The organism is Clostridium kluyveri (assembly GCF_001902295.1).
Lineage (GTDB): Bacteria > Bacillota > Clostridia > Clostridiales > Clostridiaceae > Clostridium_B > Clostridium_B kluyveri_B.
This window is the reverse complement of the sequence record NZ_CP018335.1, coordinates 1857831-1876863: the sequence shown is the minus strand read 5'-3', so window position 1 is coordinate 1876863 and position 19033 is coordinate 1857831. Positions and strand designations below refer to the sequence as shown.

The following is a 19033-nucleotide window of genomic DNA, read 5'->3' as shown; positions in this document are numbered from 1 at the left end:
AGTCATAATTTCCAGCAAAGAAGAAAGGAGCAAGCTACAAGCATGATTAACGAGTTTCTTGTTAAATACATTATTTACCTACACAATATGATTAACCTATTATTTATTCTTTTAGTTGGCAAACCCATGTTTACCCCTGCCTCTGACGAACCAGTAAAAAAGGAATATAGAAAGCTTCAGGTAGACAAAATACCTATATTTGAAATACCTGAAAAGCTTGATTATAAAGTTCTTCTACATAACTATTTTGAAAGTCACAAGAAAGAACTTACACCTGTTAAGCCACGTAAGAATAAAACTATCATTCCTAAAGAAGTTAAGTGTCCTAAATGTGGTGCTCCCCACCAGTATCTTTACGATAATAATGGTGGCAGAGGTCAATACCTTTGTAAGGTATGCAACACAGTATTTAACCCTAAAAATTATTTTCAAAAGTCCGTTATTTTAAAATGTCCTTACTGTGGTAAAACACTTGAAAAAATCAAAACTCGCAAGGACTTTTATGTGCATAAATGTAAGAATGATGAGTGTGATTTTTATAAAACCAATTTAGCTTCAATGACTAAAAAAGAAAGAGAAGACTTTAAAAATAACCCTCACAACTATAAAGTTAGATATATAACTAGGGAATTTACTTTTGACTATAAGCCTTTTAGCAGTAAAAGCCCTGTTAAATCTAAAATTAGTCTGCCTAAAATAATGGTTTCGTCTCATACTTTAGGATTAATTATGTCTTACTACATAAACTACCATATGTCTTCAAGACAGACGGCTTCAATAATGAGGGATATTCACGGTATTAAAATATCTCATCAAACAGTTTTAAACTACGCTGATGCTGTATCCCATGTGGTAAAGCCCTTTGTTGATAACTACAATTATGAGTTATCTAATTCTTTTTGTGGTGATGAAACATACATAAAAGTTAACGGTAAATGGCAGTATATCTTCTTTTTCTTTGACTCTGTTAAGAAAATTATTCTTTCTTATAGAGTTTCACCAAATAGAGATACTCTTTCAGCAGTTAAAGCTTTAGACGACGTTTTATCAAAGCTTAAGGATATACCTAAAAAACTAAATTTCATTGTTGATGGTAATCCAATCTACTTGTTGGCACAACATTTTTTCGCAAGCGAAGACATTAACTTCGATATTACTCAAGTCATAGGTCTTACAAACAATGATGACGTTTCAAAGGAATACAGACCTTTAAAACAGATAATTGAACGTCTTAATAGAACCTTTAAAGGCAGTTATAGGACAACCTGTGGTTTTAATAGTTCAGATGGTTCTATAGCATTTGTAACATTATTTGCTGCATATTTTAATTTTCTAAGAACTCATTCAACACTTAATCATAAGGTTCCAGTTCAAATACCTGTACTTCAAAGTCTTCAAACCATGCCAGCTCGTTGGTGTAAGCTTGTTGAACTAGCTCAAGACTATTGTATATCACAGGCTACCTCCTAAGATTTTATATCTATTTAGCTGAGCCCTAAAGCAGCTGTTGGCGTCAGCGAACCCTTGACAAACCGAATTAGACAAATTTTAAAATTGGTTTTCAGAGGGCTTTTTGTCATGTCTTTATATCTTTTCCCTTCGCCCTCTTCAAGGTAAAACAAAATTTGGATAATGTTTGTCAAGGGCAACTGCGGTTATTTGTAACAAACTTACATTTATGGGTGCCCTAAAAATTTATTATTTTATAGTTTTTCATAAACTTTTTACACTACCTATGCCTATAAAGTCACTGCTGCCAAATCCCTGCTGTTTTAAGTAATGGGCTACCTGGTTTGATTTAATATCCAGTTCCCTATAGTTCATACTTCTGTCTTCAAATATGAGAGCTGTATTTTCAGGGCATTCCTTTGCCTTTTTCATAAACAGCTCCTGAAGGGTGGTTTCAGGTATGAATTCTTCCCTGTGGTTATAATTATCTATAAATTTTATTGTCTCTTCTTCTGCCTGAAGTCTATATTCCCTGTGTTCCAGTAAACTTTCCACCAGCTTTACATACTGCTGGAACATGGTATTTATCATATCTTCTTCAAACAATTCTTCTACATAGTCCCATGTTATAGATAAATTTCCCCCTATCTCCATTACCTGATAATCCAGATATACCTGTGATGTCTGGCTTACTCCCATTTTTATATCCCCAAGTTCTGTAAATCCTACTCCTTTTTCCTCATTGTCCATGGAAAACAGTAGACTTGTAAACACTATAGGCATTACAGCTTTTGCTCCCAATCCATTATATTTTGATATATCCCTTATAAAATTAATTCCATCGTAGTGTCTGTGCTCCAGCGCTTCCATCATAGAACTTTGAACCTCTGATGCCTTTTCCCAAAAAGATGTACCGGTTTTTAAATCTACATCAAGTAACATTACTGATGTAAAATCCCCTATGATTTTATTTACATCCTCATGGAAAGGATATCTTGTAAATACAGTCACATTTATCGCATGATGAGGTTCATTGCTCCAGTGGCCTAGTATCTGTGCATAGGCTGTACACAAAAGTACGGAAGGAGTTATATTATTTTCTTTGGCCTTTTTCTTTATATTCTCCCAGATATTTTTACTTATAATTTTATTCTGTCTTTTGAAATGAGGGCTTGCCACCTCTGAAGGCTCCTGCTTTAAAGGCAGTTTAGGTGCCTGTGGAAAATCCTTGAGTTTTTCCATCCAATATTTTTTATCATTTTCATAAACTTTTGATATCTTAAATTCTTCGCATGCCGTTACATAATCTCTAAAATTAAACTTAAGCTTTTGGTAGCCTTTATGAAAGCAATCATAATTTTCTATTATTTCTTTCACCAATATACGCATGCTAGTCCCATCTGATATCAAAAGATCAAATCCTATAAGCATATAGTATTTGTTGATATTTGTCTTAAAAGCTTTGAATTCAAATAGAGGCCATATATCTGTTTTAAATATATAGTGAGACATCCTATCTCTTTCTTCCAATATTCTTTCCTGCTGGCTGTCATAATTGAGTTCACTTATATCTTCCACTTTTATATTGTATTTTGGCACACTTTCAAGTATTTTCTGCTGGCCACTTTCAAGAATTATGGCCCTCAACATAGGCTGATGTTTTATTACCTTATTGAGACTTTGGTTAAATTTATCTATATCCAGCTTTGTTTCTATTTCATAATATATATGAGTTGATACCCCTCCCATTTCAAATCCACTGTTTCTCCCTGTAAAATAGGCAGACTGTACTTCGGATAAAGGAAATGGAACATTAAGATTTTTAGTATCGGGTGCTGATACAGGATATTTTTGTTCACTTATTAAATTTTTATTATTTTGAATATAATCACTTATATTTAAAATATTACCTAACTTTATAAACTCACTTGAATTTATATCAACTTTATATATATTACTTATTTCATAACATATTTGAATTAATTTCAGAGAATCTCCTCCAAGTTTAAAAAAATCATCCTGAATTCGTATGTTTTCCAAGTTCAATATTCTGCCCCATAACTTTATTAAATCAAAATCTATTTTATTTCTTGCTGTATTATTTTTATTATTACAGTTTTTTATTTCTTCATTTATCATTAAAATGATATCATGAAATTCGCCATTCAAATACCTCTGTCCAAGCTCCTGCCTTTGTATCTTCCCACTTGCAGTTTTAGGTATATATTCTACAGGCAATATATGGGTAATACTTTGTCCTATTCTTCTATTTACATATTCTTTTATTCTTAAGGTAGCTTCACTAAAATTTTTAATTTCCTCCCTAAATTGTATGAAAATTATTAATTCCTCACTACCATTTTTATAATTTGTAACCCCACATGCAGCCACTTGTCCAAAATCAACTTCATCAATTTCTTCACATAAATGTTCTATATCATGAGCATAGAAATTCTGCCCATTAAAAAAGATCAAATCTCTTCTGCGTCCTGTTATTACCAATCTTCCATCTTTAACAAATCCTAAATCTCCCGTTCTTAGAAATCCATCTAGAAATAATTTTTCATTCATTCCATCATCATTAATATATCCAGATGTTATATTAGGACCCTTTACCAGAATATTACCTACCTTTTCATTTTCCAATAAAATATCATCATCATCCAATACTTTGACTTCCATTTCTGGCAGCAGATATCCCACATCAACAAATTCTATAGTATCTTCATTGTCTTCTGAATATATAATATTGTTATTTAACGAAAATTCATTTCTTATAATTTTATGACTGATAATAGAATCATCCATATCCTGAAGAGAGATGATAACACTTGCTTCTGCCATTCCATAGGTAGCATGCATAGCCTTTTTATTTAAATACCATTTGGAAAACTTTTTATTGAATTTTTGAATTACATTATTTGATATAGGTTCTGCACCGTTATAAATAAGCCTGAGATGAGATAAATCATAATTTTGAGATTCATCATCTGGTATTCTTTCTAAAAGCAAGGATAATGCAAAATTAGGGAAGCCCGACATAGTAGCTTTATAAATAGTTATTTTTTTCATAAATAATTCAGGTTTTTTAATAAATAGCTCTGTATTGAACTTAATTTGATTACTAAAAGCACCTAAAGGTGCAATATGAAGAGCGATTAATCCCAGATTATGGGTAAGTGGCATCCAATTAGCCATAAAATCCATATTGGTACTTTTACTTTTTTCATTAATTTGAAATATATTATGAATTAAATTATTATGTGTAAGTATAACCCCTTTAGGATTTCCTGTACTTCCCGAGGAAAATTGAATAAAAGCAATATCAGATGGCAAAGGCAGCTGAATTTTATTATTCTGTTCATAGGATTTATCAATATCTTCAAAATATATTACAGTTAAATTACTGTATGCACCTTCATTGAAGAACTCTTGAAATAATTTTTCAGAAATAATTTTAGGATGTGATAGCTGCTCTGTAACATTTAAAAATCTAACTAGATCTTGTGAATTATAAGAATATATATTTGAAATTGGGAGAGGAACCGGTATATATCCTCCTACTATGCATGCCCAAAACATATTTATAAAATTAAATTCACTTTTTAACTGAAATATTAACTTATCTCCCCTTTTTACACCTAATTTCTGTAATCCACTGCATAATCTTACTGCATTTTCATACAATTTATAATACGGCAAAAATATTTCCGATTCATCTTCTTCAATAAAATATATCCCTCTTCCATTTATTCTGGAAAAGTCACCAGCTATTTTTAATAAAGTCGACAATTCTTTTGGAAAATTTTTGATTTCAAGCTTCTCCGATCTTACATAAGAATCCATTTCGTAATACTCCTTCCATAAATTTTACAGCAATGTAATAACTTTAATCTTCTAACTTCAGTCCTAATTCCACTGTATGTATATAAACTTGATTTTTATTAAGCTGAAAATATTTTTCTATTTTATGAAAATTCATATCTCCTATAGAACATAAACCAATATTATATAGTCCTGCAACAAAAGTAAGTGAACTTACCATTATACCTATATCTATACACGAATATAAATATCCGATACCACCATATTTAGGCATTGTAACTTCCATATTATAAATAAAAAAAATTGAAAAAGCCGATTGATTAAATATAGATTGATTCATAAAATAGTGTGCATTTTTGTTTACATGACAACATTCATCTACAATATTTATTGAATTATCTAAAGGACTATAATAATAAAGACCTTGTTTTAAATTTTCTACTCTCTTCTCCTTTATATAAATATATATGTCTATAGGGTAAAGTCCTCCAGCACTAGCATAGTAATATTTAATTTGTCCATTAATTCTTCTTTGTCTAAAAACAGCTATTAATTTTGAGAATACTTCAAAACTAATTATTTCATTTGTATTAAAACTTCTGCATGTTTTTCGTTCACTTATACAATAGGGATATTGCTCATCACTATATAAATTTATCTTCAGACCCTTAGGCGTTTTGTAATTTCTATTTAACTGCATACTCTTAAAATTTTCAAATTCTAATTTATCATATTTTATATTTTCACTATGTTTATTTTGAAAAAGGTAATTTCCACTATAAAATAATTCATGAGGTATAAGTGGAGAATCAACTAATATCTTTTTTCTAATTAAATCCTGTATAAAACTTTTTAATCTGTCCTTATCATATTTCGGAAATTTATCAATTAAGTCATTTACATAAACACCTTTCTGTGTAAAAAAATAGAATTCAGGAAATAACTCAACAATATAATCTTTATAGCAAAATACTTCAATCTTTACCTGACCATCTTTTTTTTCCCATCTTGCCGCAGGTGACCAAAAAAACTTTTCATTGTTAAACACTAAATTTTAGCCTCCTTGAAAAAAGATTTTTCTCCTAAATTTCTAATAAGAATATTATTTATTTTCTCTACAACTTCAACTGTATTTTCATTAATAAAGAAATGACCTCCATCAAATAAATAAAAATTACATTTTTTATTTGTATACATGTCCCATTTAGAAATATAATAATCCTCAACCTCTGGATCATTTCTCCCATTTAATACTGAAATGTCAAAATTCCATTTAGGGGATTTTGAAAATTTATAAGTTTCGATTATTTTGTAATCTGCTCTTAATATAGGGAGAAATATATCAAATACATCATTGTTATTAATTATGTCATCAGGTACTCCCCCTAAATTTGATATTTCTCTTTTAAATTCATCATAACTTAAATTGTAAATAATTTTTTTTCCTGAAAGCTAGGTGGAACTCTACCAGACATAAATATATGTATGGGTTCTTTGTAATTATATTGTTTTATTTTTTTCATTAGTTCATAAATTATAACAGTTCCCATGCTATGTCCAAAAAATGCATATTCAAAGTCACCTAATTTATCTAATTCTTTTGCTAATATACTAAATAGATCCTTTACAACATCATACATATTCTCAAACAAATTTGAACCAAATCTTTTTCCCCTTCCTGCCATTTCTAGAGGATATACTTCAATATTGCTGCATAAATATTGTTTCCATTTCATATAATACATAGATGTGCCCCCAGCATATGGCAAACAAAAAAGTTTAATATTTTTTGTCATTTTTTTCTCCTACCTCAATAAATTTTAATTTATCTTTTATTTACTTCTATTTTCATAGAATTTCATTATTTATAAACAAGTGGTTAAATTTAAATATGTGAGTATATTGAATATATAGGTAATACTGGATGGAGAAGGTTGAACGTGTGCATAAGAGTGTAAGTGATATTCCAATATTTTGAAGGAAACACACCTATATAGCTCTAATGCTTACCCTACCATGTCTCACGGAGTACATATCTATGTCTCTACATTCCTTCGTTCTGCATTTTAGAGCAGGTGCTAGCATTAATCCTCGTATACTGGGTCAATTAAGCCCTTATGGGGGTTTGAACGCGCTTTACCTTACTCTTAAAGAACTATAAATTTCAATATACCATAACTTGTCAACCCATGAACTTTGTCATGTGTATATGTTGTTTTTTTCTTGCATAAAGTGTACATAACTTTTATAAGTCTTACACTTAGTGCAACTATTGCTTGTTTTCCGGTTAATTGATTTTCCTGTCTTTTCGTTAAATGGGTATATATTTCTTTAAATGCAGTATTCTTAGCTACCATAACAGTTGCTGCCTGATATAGAATATTTCTTAAATTTGAACGACCTCTTTTACTAATTTTAGTTTTACCTTTTTTCATGCCAGAGCTGGTTTCTTTCAAGTTAAGTCCTGCCACTTTCTGTATTTGCTTATAGCTGTCATATTTTGATATGTCTCCAATTTCAGCTAGAAAACCCGCAGCTGTTACTATGCCTACACCTTTTATGCTAAGTAAATATTCTGAATAACCTGTCTGCAAAAGATATTCTTCCATGAGCTTTTCCACATCATCTAGTTCCTTTTGTAAAGCTTCTAATTGCCTTAAAATAAGCCTTAATCTATATCTGGCCCCTTCAAGCCCTACAGGCACTCCTATTGAAGTTTTAGCTGCATTAAAAACCAGCTCTGCTTTCTTAAATCCAACACGATTATGTGTAGCATCTAGAAGCTTTTGAGTAAGCTCAGAAACTCCTATATTCACTATATCTTGTGGGAAAGGACATGTTTTCAGTATACATAAAGCGGACTTTCCTAAGATATCTGAAAACATCTTTTTAAATTCTGGAAAGTATTCATCTAATAGCGCTATTAGTCTTACTTTTTCTGAGATAAACTGTTTTTTTAGCTCTTGCCTATTGTTGCTGCATAATCGAAGATTTACGTAGAGTTCTTCCTCAAACATGCAGTTTAGGTATTGACCTTGATATATAAGTTTAGAAATAATCTTGGCATCTTTTTTGTCATTCTTAGTTGGACTATTATCTTCAAGCTCCTTAATTTTATTAACATGATATGGATTGACCAAGCATAGCTCTATCCCTTGACTTTTTAAGTAGTAAGCAAGATTCTTCCAATAGTGACCTGTTGGCTCCATTCCTACTAATACATAATCTAAGTTATATTTCGCCTTTAATTGTCTGATTGAATCTAATAGACATTCGAAAGATTCTCTGGTATTCTTTATAAGGAACGGCTTTTTTATATATTCACCATTTACTACAAATTGACCATAGTGATTTTCCTTTGCTATGTCTATCCCTAATATTAATGTGTTAGGAACTATAATTCGATTATTCATATTGTTTTCCTCCTGATATAGATTGTTGTTGTCTTCTTGCAAGTGACACAATATATTTATATCAGGTTTTTTTATTTCATTCAAAGTCTAAAACTCTTTATTACAGGAATACTCGTATAATATATTTAGGTTATTTCATTAGGAAAACCTATAACCTATTCTTTAGTTTTCTCTCTAATTGAGAGATAATTGTTTTATTAGATTGAGAGGATTATCGCTTTCTCCTTGAGTCTTAGAACTCGTACTCGAAAGACTGATACCTCTTTCTAATAAGCAGTTCGCGAATGAGTTGGATGTTGAATACCATTTGGTATTTCTTCGTATTTATCACGAGGTAGTGACGCTTACTAGATAAGGGGATTCCCAATCTAAAATACTCTTTTAAAGGTGTGATATTATGTTTTACTTAGGTATTGATATTGGTAAAAATAATCATGTTGCTTCCATGATGGATGATGCAGGTAAGATTGCATTCAAGGCATTTTCTTTTCCTAATACTTCTGAGGGTGGCGAAGCCTTATTTTCTAAGCTTACCAGCCATTCTGATAATCCTGCTAATTTCGAAATTGGTATGGAAGCAACTGGGCACTATTGGTTAGCCGTTTATTCTTTTTTATACGATAAAGGTTTCCTTATTCATGTCATCAATCCAATTCAAACAGATGGATGGCGTAAAGGTACTGAAATCCGTAAAAGAAAGAATGACACTATTGACTCTATTTTAATCGCAGACTTAATACGCTACGGCTCTTTTGTTGAAACAGTGCTTTCTGATGAAACCATTTTTTCCTTAAGAACCTTAACGAGATTCCGTGGATACTTAGTATCATCCATTTCCGATTTAAAGCGAAAAATTATTTGTGTCCTTGATCAGGTATTTCCTGAATATCAATCTATTTTTTCAAACATATTTGGTAAGACCTCAAAAGAGATTCTTTTACAGTTCTCTTCACCCAGCGATTTTGAATCTATTTCTGCTGATACTCTGGCACAACTTCTTGCAGAACTAAGTCGCAAGAAAATAGGTGACGCAAAAGCTGAAAAGTTAAAATCAACTGCCTCCAATTCCTTTGGTATTACCTTCTGCAAGGATAGTTTCTCCTTCCAGCTAAAAGCTCTAATTGAGCAGATGTCTTTCATTGAACAGCAGGTAAAAGATACCGAAACTGAAATCAAAAAACTTATGGTTTCTTTAGAATCACCTATTACAACAATTCCAGGAATTGGTCCTGTTACTGGTGCCACAATACTAGGTGAAATAGGTGATATTAATAAATTTGATTCACCAAAAAAGCTCGTTGCCTATGCTGGTATTGATGCTTCTGTTTCTCAATCAGGAGAATATGAAAACATACATAATGTTATGAGTAAAAGAGGTTCGCCTTACTTGCGTAAAGCTTTGTTCCAGGCTGCGTTAGTAGCTGCATTCAATGATCCTGTTTTAAATGCCTTCTACCAGAAAAAACGAGTCGAAGGCAAACATCATTTAACCTGTATTGGTGCAGTTTCCAGAAAACTATGCCATATCACTTATGCTGTTCTAAAAAACAATAAACCTTATGAGATTAAAGAAACCTCATAATTTTTTTGCAATTATAACCATTTCAAACTTGTAGCAGTGCAAGTCTTTTTGTCATACAGTTTTTAAAATCATAAACTTAATATAACTTCTTTTTAAAAAGTACTTGACTTATTATAGTTGGTCTTTCTGCTTATTTAAAAAGACAATTCGCCAATTAATTCTTTAAATTTACTTTTTGTAAAAATAAATTTAGCATGTATTGATAATGAATGTCATTATCAATACATGCTAAATTATATCACTGAAAATATTATCAGTAAAGTAAAATAATACAACATATTTCTACATATTTCAACTTTACCTTATTTTTGAATATAATAAAACCACTTTTTTGAATAAACCTTTGAATAACATGGAAGTATTGGCTAATTGCCCCATTTAGATAAATCAATTTAAAAAATTATCCTATTTAATATTAATGAATATTGTTCCATTATTTTGTTTTTATCTATCTGTGTAATATCTCCTCCAAATAAAGCCGTCATATTAATCACATCATCTGCTATAGAATTTATTATATCTAAATTTTTGGAGGAATCTATCCCTAATTCCTCAATGTTAGGTACCCCTACTTTTTCATTAAACTTCATAAATTGTTCACTTAATTCTTCTCCCAAGGATTCATATTGTGTACTGTCATTCAGTATATATAGTAATTTTTCTGCTTTATGTGGGATATACAAGGCCAAGTTTTTAATAGATTCCGGCGATGCCAGTGCACAAGCATACCCATGAGCTATATTCCATTTAGCACCTATGGAATGTGCTATGGTATGTCCCATACCAGATCCTGCCCCATTTAAAGCTAGGCCAGCCAACATGCTCGCATAACTCATTTTTTCTCTAAAAATTTCATTATTTAAATCATCAACAAGTTGGGGTAATGTATCCACTACAATTTTAAATGCTCTTAGTGCTAGAGTATCTGACATATCATTAGCATTACTGCTTGTATACGCTTCATAAGCATGTGAAAACACATCTATACCTGTAGATACAGTTATATCTTTAGGTAATTTTAATGTTAAAATGGGATCAATTATGGCCAAATCTGGAACTATAAAATTTGAAATTAGAATTAATTTTTTCTTTAGTTTTTCATCAGTTATAACAGCTGCACCAGTTACTTCACTTCCTGTACCAGCTGTAGTAGGAACTGCAATAAAAAATTTGCCTTTATTTTTAATTATCTTCTTATATAACAACATATCCTCTATATTCATATTATTAGTTAGCATTAAATTCGCGGCTTTAGCTGCATCAATAGTACTTCCGCCTCCAATTGCTATTATGACATCTATATGCTTTTCTCTGCCTAATTCATAAATTTCTTTTACTATGTATTTAGGAGGTTCTGAAATTACTCCCTCATAAGTTATTACATCTACGTTTTCGCTTTTTAAAGTATCAATAATCATATCAGAAATACCAGTCGCTTTAATTCTTTCTCCAAAAACACACAGAATCTTTTTTGCATTTTTCTGTTTTACAACTGCAGCAATATTATTTACAGCATTATTTTCTAATATTACATTATTAGGTGCTGCAAAGTTAATTTTCATAGATAATTTCCCCTTTAATTTAAATTTTAAATCTCAAAATTCAAAAACTACAATTATAAATATATAAAAAGACACATTCTATAACTTTAGGCGTATTTAGAAATTCACGATACTTAAGATTTTAAAAAATGTAAAATAGATCTTTAAAATACGCCTAAAAATTTTCTATAAATATTTAATCAATTATATTAAGCTTACCCTGGAATATAAAATTAATACTGGAAGCCAATCCTTCTGTTTCCCCATTTAGATCATTATATCCTTTTAGTCCTTCTTCTGTGGCTTGAAAGTCAGCATCGAAAGTTACTGCAGCACCATCTGTTGGCACTGTATCATTAAGTTCTATTACAAAACAATGAACCGGAGCTTTAAAATCCCCATCAGGATACGCTTCATTAAACTTAGCAGGGTCTTCCTCTGTGAGATTTATGGATTTAATCATAGAGTTATCTGAAGTTTCCCTTCCAGTAAAAGTATAAAATTCTTTATTGGTCATCCAATCTATCTGTTCTTGTAACAATCCGCCTTCCCCAGGTATGTCAATGGTTTTATCAAACATCGGTACATAAACCTTACTGCCTGATTTAACACTAACTCCCTGTCCATCTGATGTATTAAACACTTCCAGTTTCCCTTCTGAATTCTCTACAAAATAATAGTTAATATCCATTGCCATTTTTACAGGTTGTGCTGCAGAAGCTATATTAAGCTTGCCCTGGAATATAAAATTAATACTGGAAGCCAATCCTTCTGTTTCCCCATTTAGATCATTATATCCTTTTAATCCTTCTTCTGTGGCCTGAAAATCAGCATCGAAAGTTACTGGAGCACCATCTGTTGGCACTGTATCATTAAGTTCTATTACAAAACAATGAACCGGAGCTTTAAAATCCCCATCAGGATACGCTTCATTAAACTTAGCAGGGTCTTCCTCTGTGAGATTTATGGATTTAATCATAGAGTTATCTGAAGTTTCCCTTCCAGTAAAAGTATAAAATTCTTTATTGGTCATCCAATCTATCTGTTCTTGTAACAATCCGCCTTCCCCAGGTATGTCAATGGTTTTATCAAACATCGGTACATAAACCTTACTGCCTGATTTAACACTAACTCCCTGTCCATCTGATGTATTAAACACTTCCAGTTTCCCTTCTGAATTCTCTACAAAATAATAGTTAATATCCATTGCCATTTTTACGGGTTGCGCAGTATCTGCATTTTTAACATCAATTTTTATATAGTTATTTCCTTCTATATAAATAGTATACACTCCAGTAATATCTGTATCTGCAGATGGTATTAATATATCTATCAATTTATTTAAAGCATCTTTTCCATAAGAAGTAGAAGTATACAAAGTAGATGTACCTTTTTTAATGCTATTTACTTTCAATCCCATAATCTTAAGTTGCAATGAATTCTTCTCTAATGATGAATTATTATCAAAATAGTTTTTTATACCTTCAATTAAATTTGTCCTAAAATCATCGTAATCATAATCACTTCCAAGCTTTTTATTTACCTGTTCTACTATTATATCTGCATTTAATTTACCATTACTATCAAAATATTTGGAGCCTAAACTTCCAAAAAAAGCACTTAAACTTTTAGTATCTTCTCCAATTTTTACGGTAATATTTTTTCCATATATTACATCCCATTCCTCATTTACTTTTTCTACATCATATCTTATCTGTTGTTCATCTACAGTCCCTGTACTAGTATATACATCCACAGCATTTTGAAATACACCTTGAATGGGATTTACATTATCTTTTTTTAATTGTAGGTTCATGGTGTCAGAATTATCATCTTCTAATTTAAAATATTCACCATTGTTTATACTGCTTACAATATCTTTATAGGAAGAATATTCTTTTACTGCTGAAGTAATATTTTTATAACTTGAACTTCCAGATCCTCCACCACTACTGCTGCCGCCTGTAGGTGATTCAGAGGTTTCAGAAGCCCCAGAGGAATCCCTAATTTGTTGAGCCAGCGAATCAGATATATTAGCTGTTCCACCTATTACTGTAAGATTGCAGTCTTTATAGATTTTTTCTTTAATAAATTTCTCTGTAGCAGAACTCAAAGTTTTTCCTGTTATTACAAGAGGACTTTTCATTTTAGCTGCTAGAGCTCCCCCAGTAAGGGCATCTGCAAATTCACTGCCTGTAGCTCCATTTCCCAGTGCCAGATAAACATTTTTGAAGTCAAAATCTGAAGCAAATTCATTTAATACTGCGGCATTTGTTTCATATCTGTCAAGACCATAAATTCTCTTTTGATATTGAAGTTCATTATCAACAGAAGTACTTATAGAACCCGTTCCTCCTATTATATAAGTTGTGGTTATTTGAGGATTTGATTTTATGTAATCTGCTGTTACATCTGGTAAATCGGTATTCTTTGTTAAAAGTATTGGCATTTTCTCTATAGCCGCAGCAGTACATGCTGAAAGTGCATCTGCATATCCCTCCCCGCTGGTAACAACCGCCTTAGTAACAGTCCCTAGCTTTTCAGCTATTTTTACGGAAGTTTCATATCTATTTTGTCCACCTATTCTTTCTACATCAGATATGCCCTGTGATTTTATGTCACTTATAATATTGTCCGATATTGCTCCTTTTCCGCCAACTACAATTACGTGCTTAACTTTTAGCTCTTTCATCTTATTCAGTGAATCCTGGTTCAAATTACTTCCTGTGGTCAGAAGCACCGGAGCATCCTTAGTTTTTGCTAAAGGAACGGCACAAAGGGCATCTGGATAATTCTCTCCGTTTGCCAATATTGCATAATCAGATGACTGCCAGCCTGCTTGGGCAATTTTTACAGCTGTTTCATATCTATCTGCTCCTCCTATCCTGTTTATACCTATTGATGATGAATTTTCAGCTTTTACATTTATCGAGAATATAAAACTAAATACCAATAGTAACATTATACTGTAAACAGATAAAGTTTTTTTACCTTTTTCTTTCATGTAGCTCCCCCCTAAATTATATTGTTAGTGCAAAATAATTTTTTCAAAAAATTATTAAATGAAAATTATTATCTATCCATATTTTATGGGATAACAAGTACAAGAACAATATGCCCCTGTGTATATAACTTTAAAATTAGATATTGCTATAATGCCTTATATTATCAAAACTTCAACTATATTTTAAAGACAATTATGCGTTATATAGTGATATGATTTTGTTATATAGTGATATAATTTCACTCTAATCCGAAGGCCAGAATTACTAATACTTCATTTTTTCAAAGGTAGAAATAAGCATTTCTCTATAGCAAACTCCACCTGAACCTCTGAATCACTTAATAACAAAATACTAATCTTTTGTCTTTCAAAAAACAAACACAAAATAGACAGCTGACCCACAAGGTAAGCTGCCTGTTCTGTTTAAAAATGCTTATAAAAATGTTTTAAGTTATACATATGTATGCTATTTTAAACAAAAAAGCAGTATAACTAATAATAGATATCATAGTATTTGCCGCACCTCTAGAACTGACCAGTGAAAAGCAGAAACCTCCCACAGGTAATGGAAATAATAGATATTCTGGCTTTTCATTTAATAAATCAAATAACATATGCAGTGCATATCCAAGTGCAAACCAAACGGCAAACTCCCCTGCAATGAGCCATACTCCCATAGTCATGGTCATAAAGCCTAATAAGCTGTGCATATATTTTCTATGACCTGTTATTCTTCCCAAAACTATTGAGCCAATTATAAATATAATACCTATTATTTTCAGCGGCCCGGGCATATTTTTACTTATTAAATTTATAACATTGTAATGAAACAGATATGTATCCGCCAAATATAATCCTAACAACAAAATAGCCATATGTATAATATCACTTATAACATGGCCTGCTTTAGACATTTTCAAATCTGCATCTGTGGCATATGATCCCAATACCACAAAACCCAAACCTATAATAGAAGTTTCTATACTTGTTTTAGGAACTAATAAAAACGCCGCTCCGCAAAGTCCCACCGCTGCATGTGTCTTTCCTGTCATAATCACCCTCCAAAAAATCACTTCATTTTTTATTAGGTTTCTTTCCTTGTTCTTAAGAAGCCAGCTTAAAAACCTTTGTTTGAAGTGTATATCAACTAAATTATCGAATGGATTTAATTAATAAATATATATTTTATATAATATTTTTAATTTATTAACATTATATATATGATATTTCAAATGCTCTAATATACAAAAAATGAAAATGCTGTTGTTGAAATTCTTGCCGACAGCCTTAACCTAGATTGATACAATTAATTCTTAGAAATGTCATATTTTTCAGTTAATATTTGCTTTTTTCTTTTATATTCTTCTTCACCTATTTCACCGGATGCTAATTTTTCGTTCAATATTTCAATTGGTTCCTTATCACGTCGGTAATCGCTTCTACCATTAAATGATCTCATGAAAAATACTACTATAGCGATTATAAGTAAAAAACATACAATCATCATAGACATCATTCCCCATCCCCAATATCCGTGCATCATATTAATCTCTCCTCCTAAAATTCTTGTTCAATCTATATACTTATCTATTTTTACAAATAAAATGCCTTACACAGGATCTCGTGCCATATCTACTGAATTCTCAATATATTCTGCACTGTGTTCTTCATAATCTTTCTTCATATTTTTATGATTCATATGCCCACCTCCGCAGCACCCACCTTCATGAGAATCTCCGTATCCATTATGATTTGTATGCCCGCCTCCGCAGCATCCGCCTCCTTTGGACATCATGTATATCATTACTCCAAATATTAAAAAGTAGAACCAGTTATTTGCTAAGAATTCCAAACTAAACACCTCTTTTCAATATTAAAACATGTCAAATTTTTTAATTTTTATTATTCGTGTATAGTATATAGCAGAGTTATGTAGATAAAATGAAGATTTATTAACTCACCTTAAAATTTATTTATTAGACCTCTTAACTGTGAGCATAAAGTGGGTTAAATCAAAAGTTGAAAAAAACCTGAGATAAATATGAATGTGTAAAAAGCAAAATTGTCTATATTCATAAAGATAAAAAACTATCTAAGGGATATTTTTAAAGAAATACAAAAACGTACAAAAAAACAGATAAGCACCTAATGTGGAATATGAACCGACCCCCAGAAGTTAGACATAAACGCTAGCTGATGGGAGGTCGGTTTTTATATGGCAAAATATAGTTATGAATTTAAGATGAAAGTTGTGCAAGAATATCTAGAAGGTGCAGGAGGCGTTTCTTTTCTATCAAAAAAATATAATATTCCTTCTACAAAAGATTTACGAAAATGGATTGCAGCATACAATGCGTTTGGGTCTGATGGATTAATAAGAAAACGAGAAAATCAAACTTACTCTTTAGATTTTAAGCTCCATGTTGTAGAATCATACTTAACAACTGAAGTTTCATATCAGGGATTAGCCCTACAAGTTGGAATAAATAATCCAGCATTAATAAGCAAGTGGGTAAATGATTACAGAATAGCTGGTCCTGATGCCTTGAAACCCAAAATGAAAGGGCGGCGACCACAAGTGGTACAACCGAAAGATATTAGTTCTGATAAGAGTAGAAAAATAAATACAGATGCAGAATACCTTAAACAACTTGAAGAAGAAAATCTTAAACTACGAATCGAGAATGCCTATTTAAAAGAACTGAGGAGGCTGCGTTTAGAGGGAATACCTCAGAACAAAAAGCGAGAATCATCCACAGCCTCCGAGGAGAATTCAAATTAAAAGATATTCTCGCAATTACATGTTATCCGAAAGCCACATATATGTACTGGCAACAAAGATTTAATCGTAAAAATCCAGATGAGGAACTAGAACAGTTAATTCTTCAGATTCGTAAAGAACATAAAGATTTTGGATATAGACGAATTTATGGTAAATTGCAGAAACAAGGGATAGCTGTGAATCACAAGAAAGTACAACGGATTGTTCAGAAATTGGGAATTCAGGTAACTTCATTTACCCGAAAGAGCAGAAAATATAGCTCATATAAAGGTAAGGTGGGTAAGGTCACACCAAACAGGCTTCGTCGTCGATTTGGCACGAGTATTCCACATCAAAAGATCACTACAGATACTTCTGAATTTAAGTATTATGAGGTTGATGAAAAAGGAAGAATGGCAATAAAGAAACTTTATCTTGACCCATTTATGGACTTGTATAATCGAGAGATCATAAGTTATGGAATTTCACAGAATCCTTCCGCAGTAAATATAATGAATGCTTTAAATAAAGCCATAGAAATAACTGTTGACTGCAAGTATCGCAGAACCTTTCATTCTGACCAAGGTTGGGCTTATCAGATGAAGGCATATGCACACGCTTTAGAAGCAAACAGAATATATCAAAGTATGTCACGTAAAGGGAATTGCCATGACAATTCAGTAATGGAAAACTTCTTTGGGATTATGAAACAAGAAATGTATTATGGTGTTGTTTATTATAATTACGATGAGTTGAAATCTGCTATTGAAGAATATATACGATATTATAATGAACGAAGAATTAAGCAATCATTAAACTGGATGAGTCCTGTAGAATACAGGATCTGGCTTAATATTGCATAACAAATTGCGTACCAGTAAAAACTGATACGCAATAAAGTCTAACTTTAAGGGGTCACCTCAAATAAGAAATTAGGTGCTTTTTATGCTTGTAATAGTAAATTAGGATTTTAAAGTTGCTACTTCATTAGTTATTAAGAAAGTTGTTCGCTTGTTCCTGTGTTATTTTTCCTGATTTTACAGCTGCATCAATTTTACTTTTCACATCTGCTTTTCTCTGATTAAGCTTTGCTAGTATTTTATCTACTTGTTCTTGTGTTATTTTGCCCTCCTTCACTGCAGTATCCAGTCTTTCTGTTAATTTTCCCATGTCTCCATTAAAAGAAGCCTGAAGCTTAGATTTTGTTTGGGAACTACTCAGTCTTTCTTTTATTTTATCCGCCTGCTCCTGCGTGATCTTACCTGATGACACTGCTTCCTCAATTCTTGTATTCAATTTTTCAGTAAGCTGTAAAGATGAACTGCTCGCCTGCTGCGCTGCAGTTATCCCATCACCTTGTGATTGTTTTTGATTGTCAGCCGCAAATACTGCTGTACTGCTTAAAATCAGTGCACTTGCTAATACCCCTGATAAAAATTTTGCCTTCTTCATATTTAA

At 31.6% G+C, this 19033-nt stretch carries 14 protein-coding genes; 3 read left to right on the top strand and 11 right to left on the bottom strand.

Annotated elements, in window-relative coordinates:
* The first annotated feature begins 87 nt into the window (after positions 1-87).
* Positions 88-1470, top strand: coding sequence for a DDE-type integrase/transposase/recombinase (locus BS101_RS09170; RefSeq protein WP_207649442.1), 1383 nt, complete (start codon positions 88-90; stop codon positions 1468-1470).
* A 243-nt stretch (positions 1471-1713) separates the two neighbouring features.
* Here BS101_RS09170 and BS101_RS09165 read toward each other — a convergent pair whose 3' ends face one another.
* The 5 genes from BS101_RS09165 to BS101_RS09150 all read right to left on the bottom strand — a co-directional run bounded on the left by BS101_RS09165 (position 1714) and on the right by BS101_RS09150 (position 8687).
* Positions 1714-5295 (bottom strand): AMP-binding protein, encoded by a 3582-nt coding sequence (locus BS101_RS09165; protein ID WP_073538551.1) that lies wholly within the window; start codon positions 5293-5295, stop codon positions 1714-1716.
* A 43-nt stretch (positions 5296-5338) separates the two neighbouring features.
* A complete protein-coding gene (locus BS101_RS09160) occupies positions 5339-6322 on the bottom strand; it encodes a SagB/ThcOx family dehydrogenase (protein WP_073538550.1) in 984 nt (327 codons plus the stop codon).
* Positions 6322-6708 carry a thioesterase II family protein gene (locus BS101_RS24230; RefSeq protein ID WP_431732550.1) on the bottom strand — a complete coding sequence of 129 codons (387 nt, stop codon included), beginning with the start codon at positions 6706-6708 and terminating at the stop codon, positions 6322-6324. The genes BS101_RS09160 and BS101_RS24230 overlap by 1 nt, the downstream gene beginning before the upstream one ends.
* Positions 6696-7070: a thioesterase domain-containing protein gene (locus BS101_RS24225; protein WP_083585678.1), complete on the bottom strand. Its 375-nt coding sequence runs from the start codon at positions 7068-7070 to the stop codon at positions 6696-6698. Before BS101_RS24225 ends, BS101_RS24230 begins: the two co-directional genes overlap by 13 nt.
* A gap of 351 nt (positions 7071-7421) precedes the next feature.
* Entirely contained in the window at positions 7422-8687 is a 1266-nt protein-coding gene (locus BS101_RS09150) for an IS110 family transposase (RefSeq protein WP_073538549.1), read from the bottom strand.
* 397 nt (positions 8688-9084) lie between these two features.
* Between BS101_RS09150 and BS101_RS09145 the strand changes: the two genes are divergently transcribed.
* A complete protein-coding gene (locus BS101_RS09145) occupies positions 9085-10269 on the top strand; it encodes an IS110 family transposase (protein ID WP_073538548.1) in 1185 nt (394 codons plus the stop codon).
* A gap of 392 nt (positions 10270-10661) precedes the next feature.
* Here BS101_RS09145 and BS101_RS09140 read toward each other — a convergent pair whose 3' ends face one another.
* From BS101_RS09140 to BS101_RS23260, 5 genes are all read right to left on the bottom strand, one after another.
* Positions 10662-11831, bottom strand: a complete 1170-nt coding sequence (locus tag BS101_RS09140; protein ID WP_073538547.1) for an iron-containing alcohol dehydrogenase — start codon at positions 11829-11831, stop codon at positions 10662-10664.
* 175 nt (positions 11832-12006) lie between these two features.
* Entirely contained in the window at positions 12007-14814 is a 2808-nt protein-coding gene (locus tag BS101_RS09135) for a cell wall-binding repeat-containing protein (protein ID WP_073538546.1), read from the bottom strand.
* Between the two features lie 446 nt (positions 14815-15260).
* Complete coding sequence (locus BS101_RS09130; protein ID WP_073538545.1) at positions 15261-15866, bottom strand: metal-dependent hydrolase; 606 nt, start codon at positions 15864-15866, stop codon at positions 15261-15263.
* 254 nt (positions 15867-16120) lie between these two features.
* On the bottom strand, positions 16121-16357 hold the full coding sequence (locus tag BS101_RS09125; protein ID WP_073538544.1) for an SHOCT domain-containing protein: 237 nt from the start codon (positions 16355-16357) through the stop codon (positions 16121-16123).
* Positions 16358-16423: 66 nt separating this feature from the next.
* Entirely contained in the window at positions 16424-16666 is a 243-nt protein-coding gene (locus tag BS101_RS23260; RefSeq protein ID WP_073538543.1) for a hypothetical protein, read from the bottom strand.
* Positions 16667-17029: 363 nt separating this feature from the next.
* Between BS101_RS23260 and BS101_RS22305 the strand changes: the two genes are divergently transcribed.
* A protein-coding gene (locus tag BS101_RS22305) for an IS3 family transposase (protein WP_242951439.1) occupies positions 17030-18438 on the top strand; the annotation gives its coding sequence in 2 pieces (ribosomal slippage) (positions 17030-17507 and positions 17507-18438; 1410 coding nt in all).
* Positions 18439-18562: 124 nt separating this feature from the next.
* Here the strand turns inward: BS101_RS22305 and BS101_RS09105 are convergent.
* Positions 18563-19027: a hypothetical protein gene (locus tag BS101_RS09105; RefSeq protein ID WP_073538540.1), complete on the bottom strand. Its 465-nt coding sequence runs from the start codon at positions 19025-19027 to the stop codon at positions 18563-18565.
* Positions 19028-19033 lie beyond the last annotated feature (6 nt).

Excerpts from the sequence above, each read along its gene's own strand:
- BS101_RS09135 (WP_073538546.1), bottom strand. The coding sequence starts at position 14,814 with ATGAAAGAAAAAGGTAAAAAAACTTTATCTGTTTACAGTATAATGTTA.
- BS101_RS09140 (WP_073538547.1), bottom strand. The coding sequence starts at position 11,831 with ATGAAAATTAACTTTGCAGCACCTAATAATGTAATATTAGAAAATAAT.
- BS101_RS09150 (WP_073538549.1), bottom strand. The coding sequence starts at position 8,687 with ATGAATAATCGAATTATAGTTCCTAACACATTAATATTAGGGATAGAC.
- BS101_RS09145 (WP_073538548.1), top strand. The coding sequence starts at position 9,085 with ATGTTTTACTTAGGTATTGATATTGGTAAAAATAATCATGTTGCTTCC.
- BS101_RS09170 (WP_207649442.1), top strand. The coding sequence starts at position 88 with ATGATTAACCTATTATTTATTCTTTTAGTTGGCAAACCCATGTTTACC.
- BS101_RS09105 (WP_073538540.1), bottom strand. The coding sequence starts at position 19,027 with ATGAAGAAGGCAAAATTTTTATCAGGGGTATTAGCAAGTGCACTGATT.
- BS101_RS09165 (WP_073538551.1), bottom strand. The coding sequence starts at position 5,295 with ATGGATTCTTATGTAAGATCGGAGAAGCTTGAAATCAAAAATTTTCCA.
- BS101_RS09125 (WP_073538544.1), bottom strand. The coding sequence starts at position 16,357 with ATGATGCACGGATATTGGGGATGGGGAATGATGTCTATGATGATTGTA.
- BS101_RS09130 (WP_073538545.1), bottom strand. The coding sequence starts at position 15,866 with ATGACAGGAAAGACACATGCAGCGGTGGGACTTTGCGGAGCGGCGTTT.
- BS101_RS24225 (WP_083585678.1), bottom strand. The coding sequence starts at position 7,070 with ATGACAAAAAATATTAAACTTTTTTGTTTGCCATATGCTGGGGGCACA.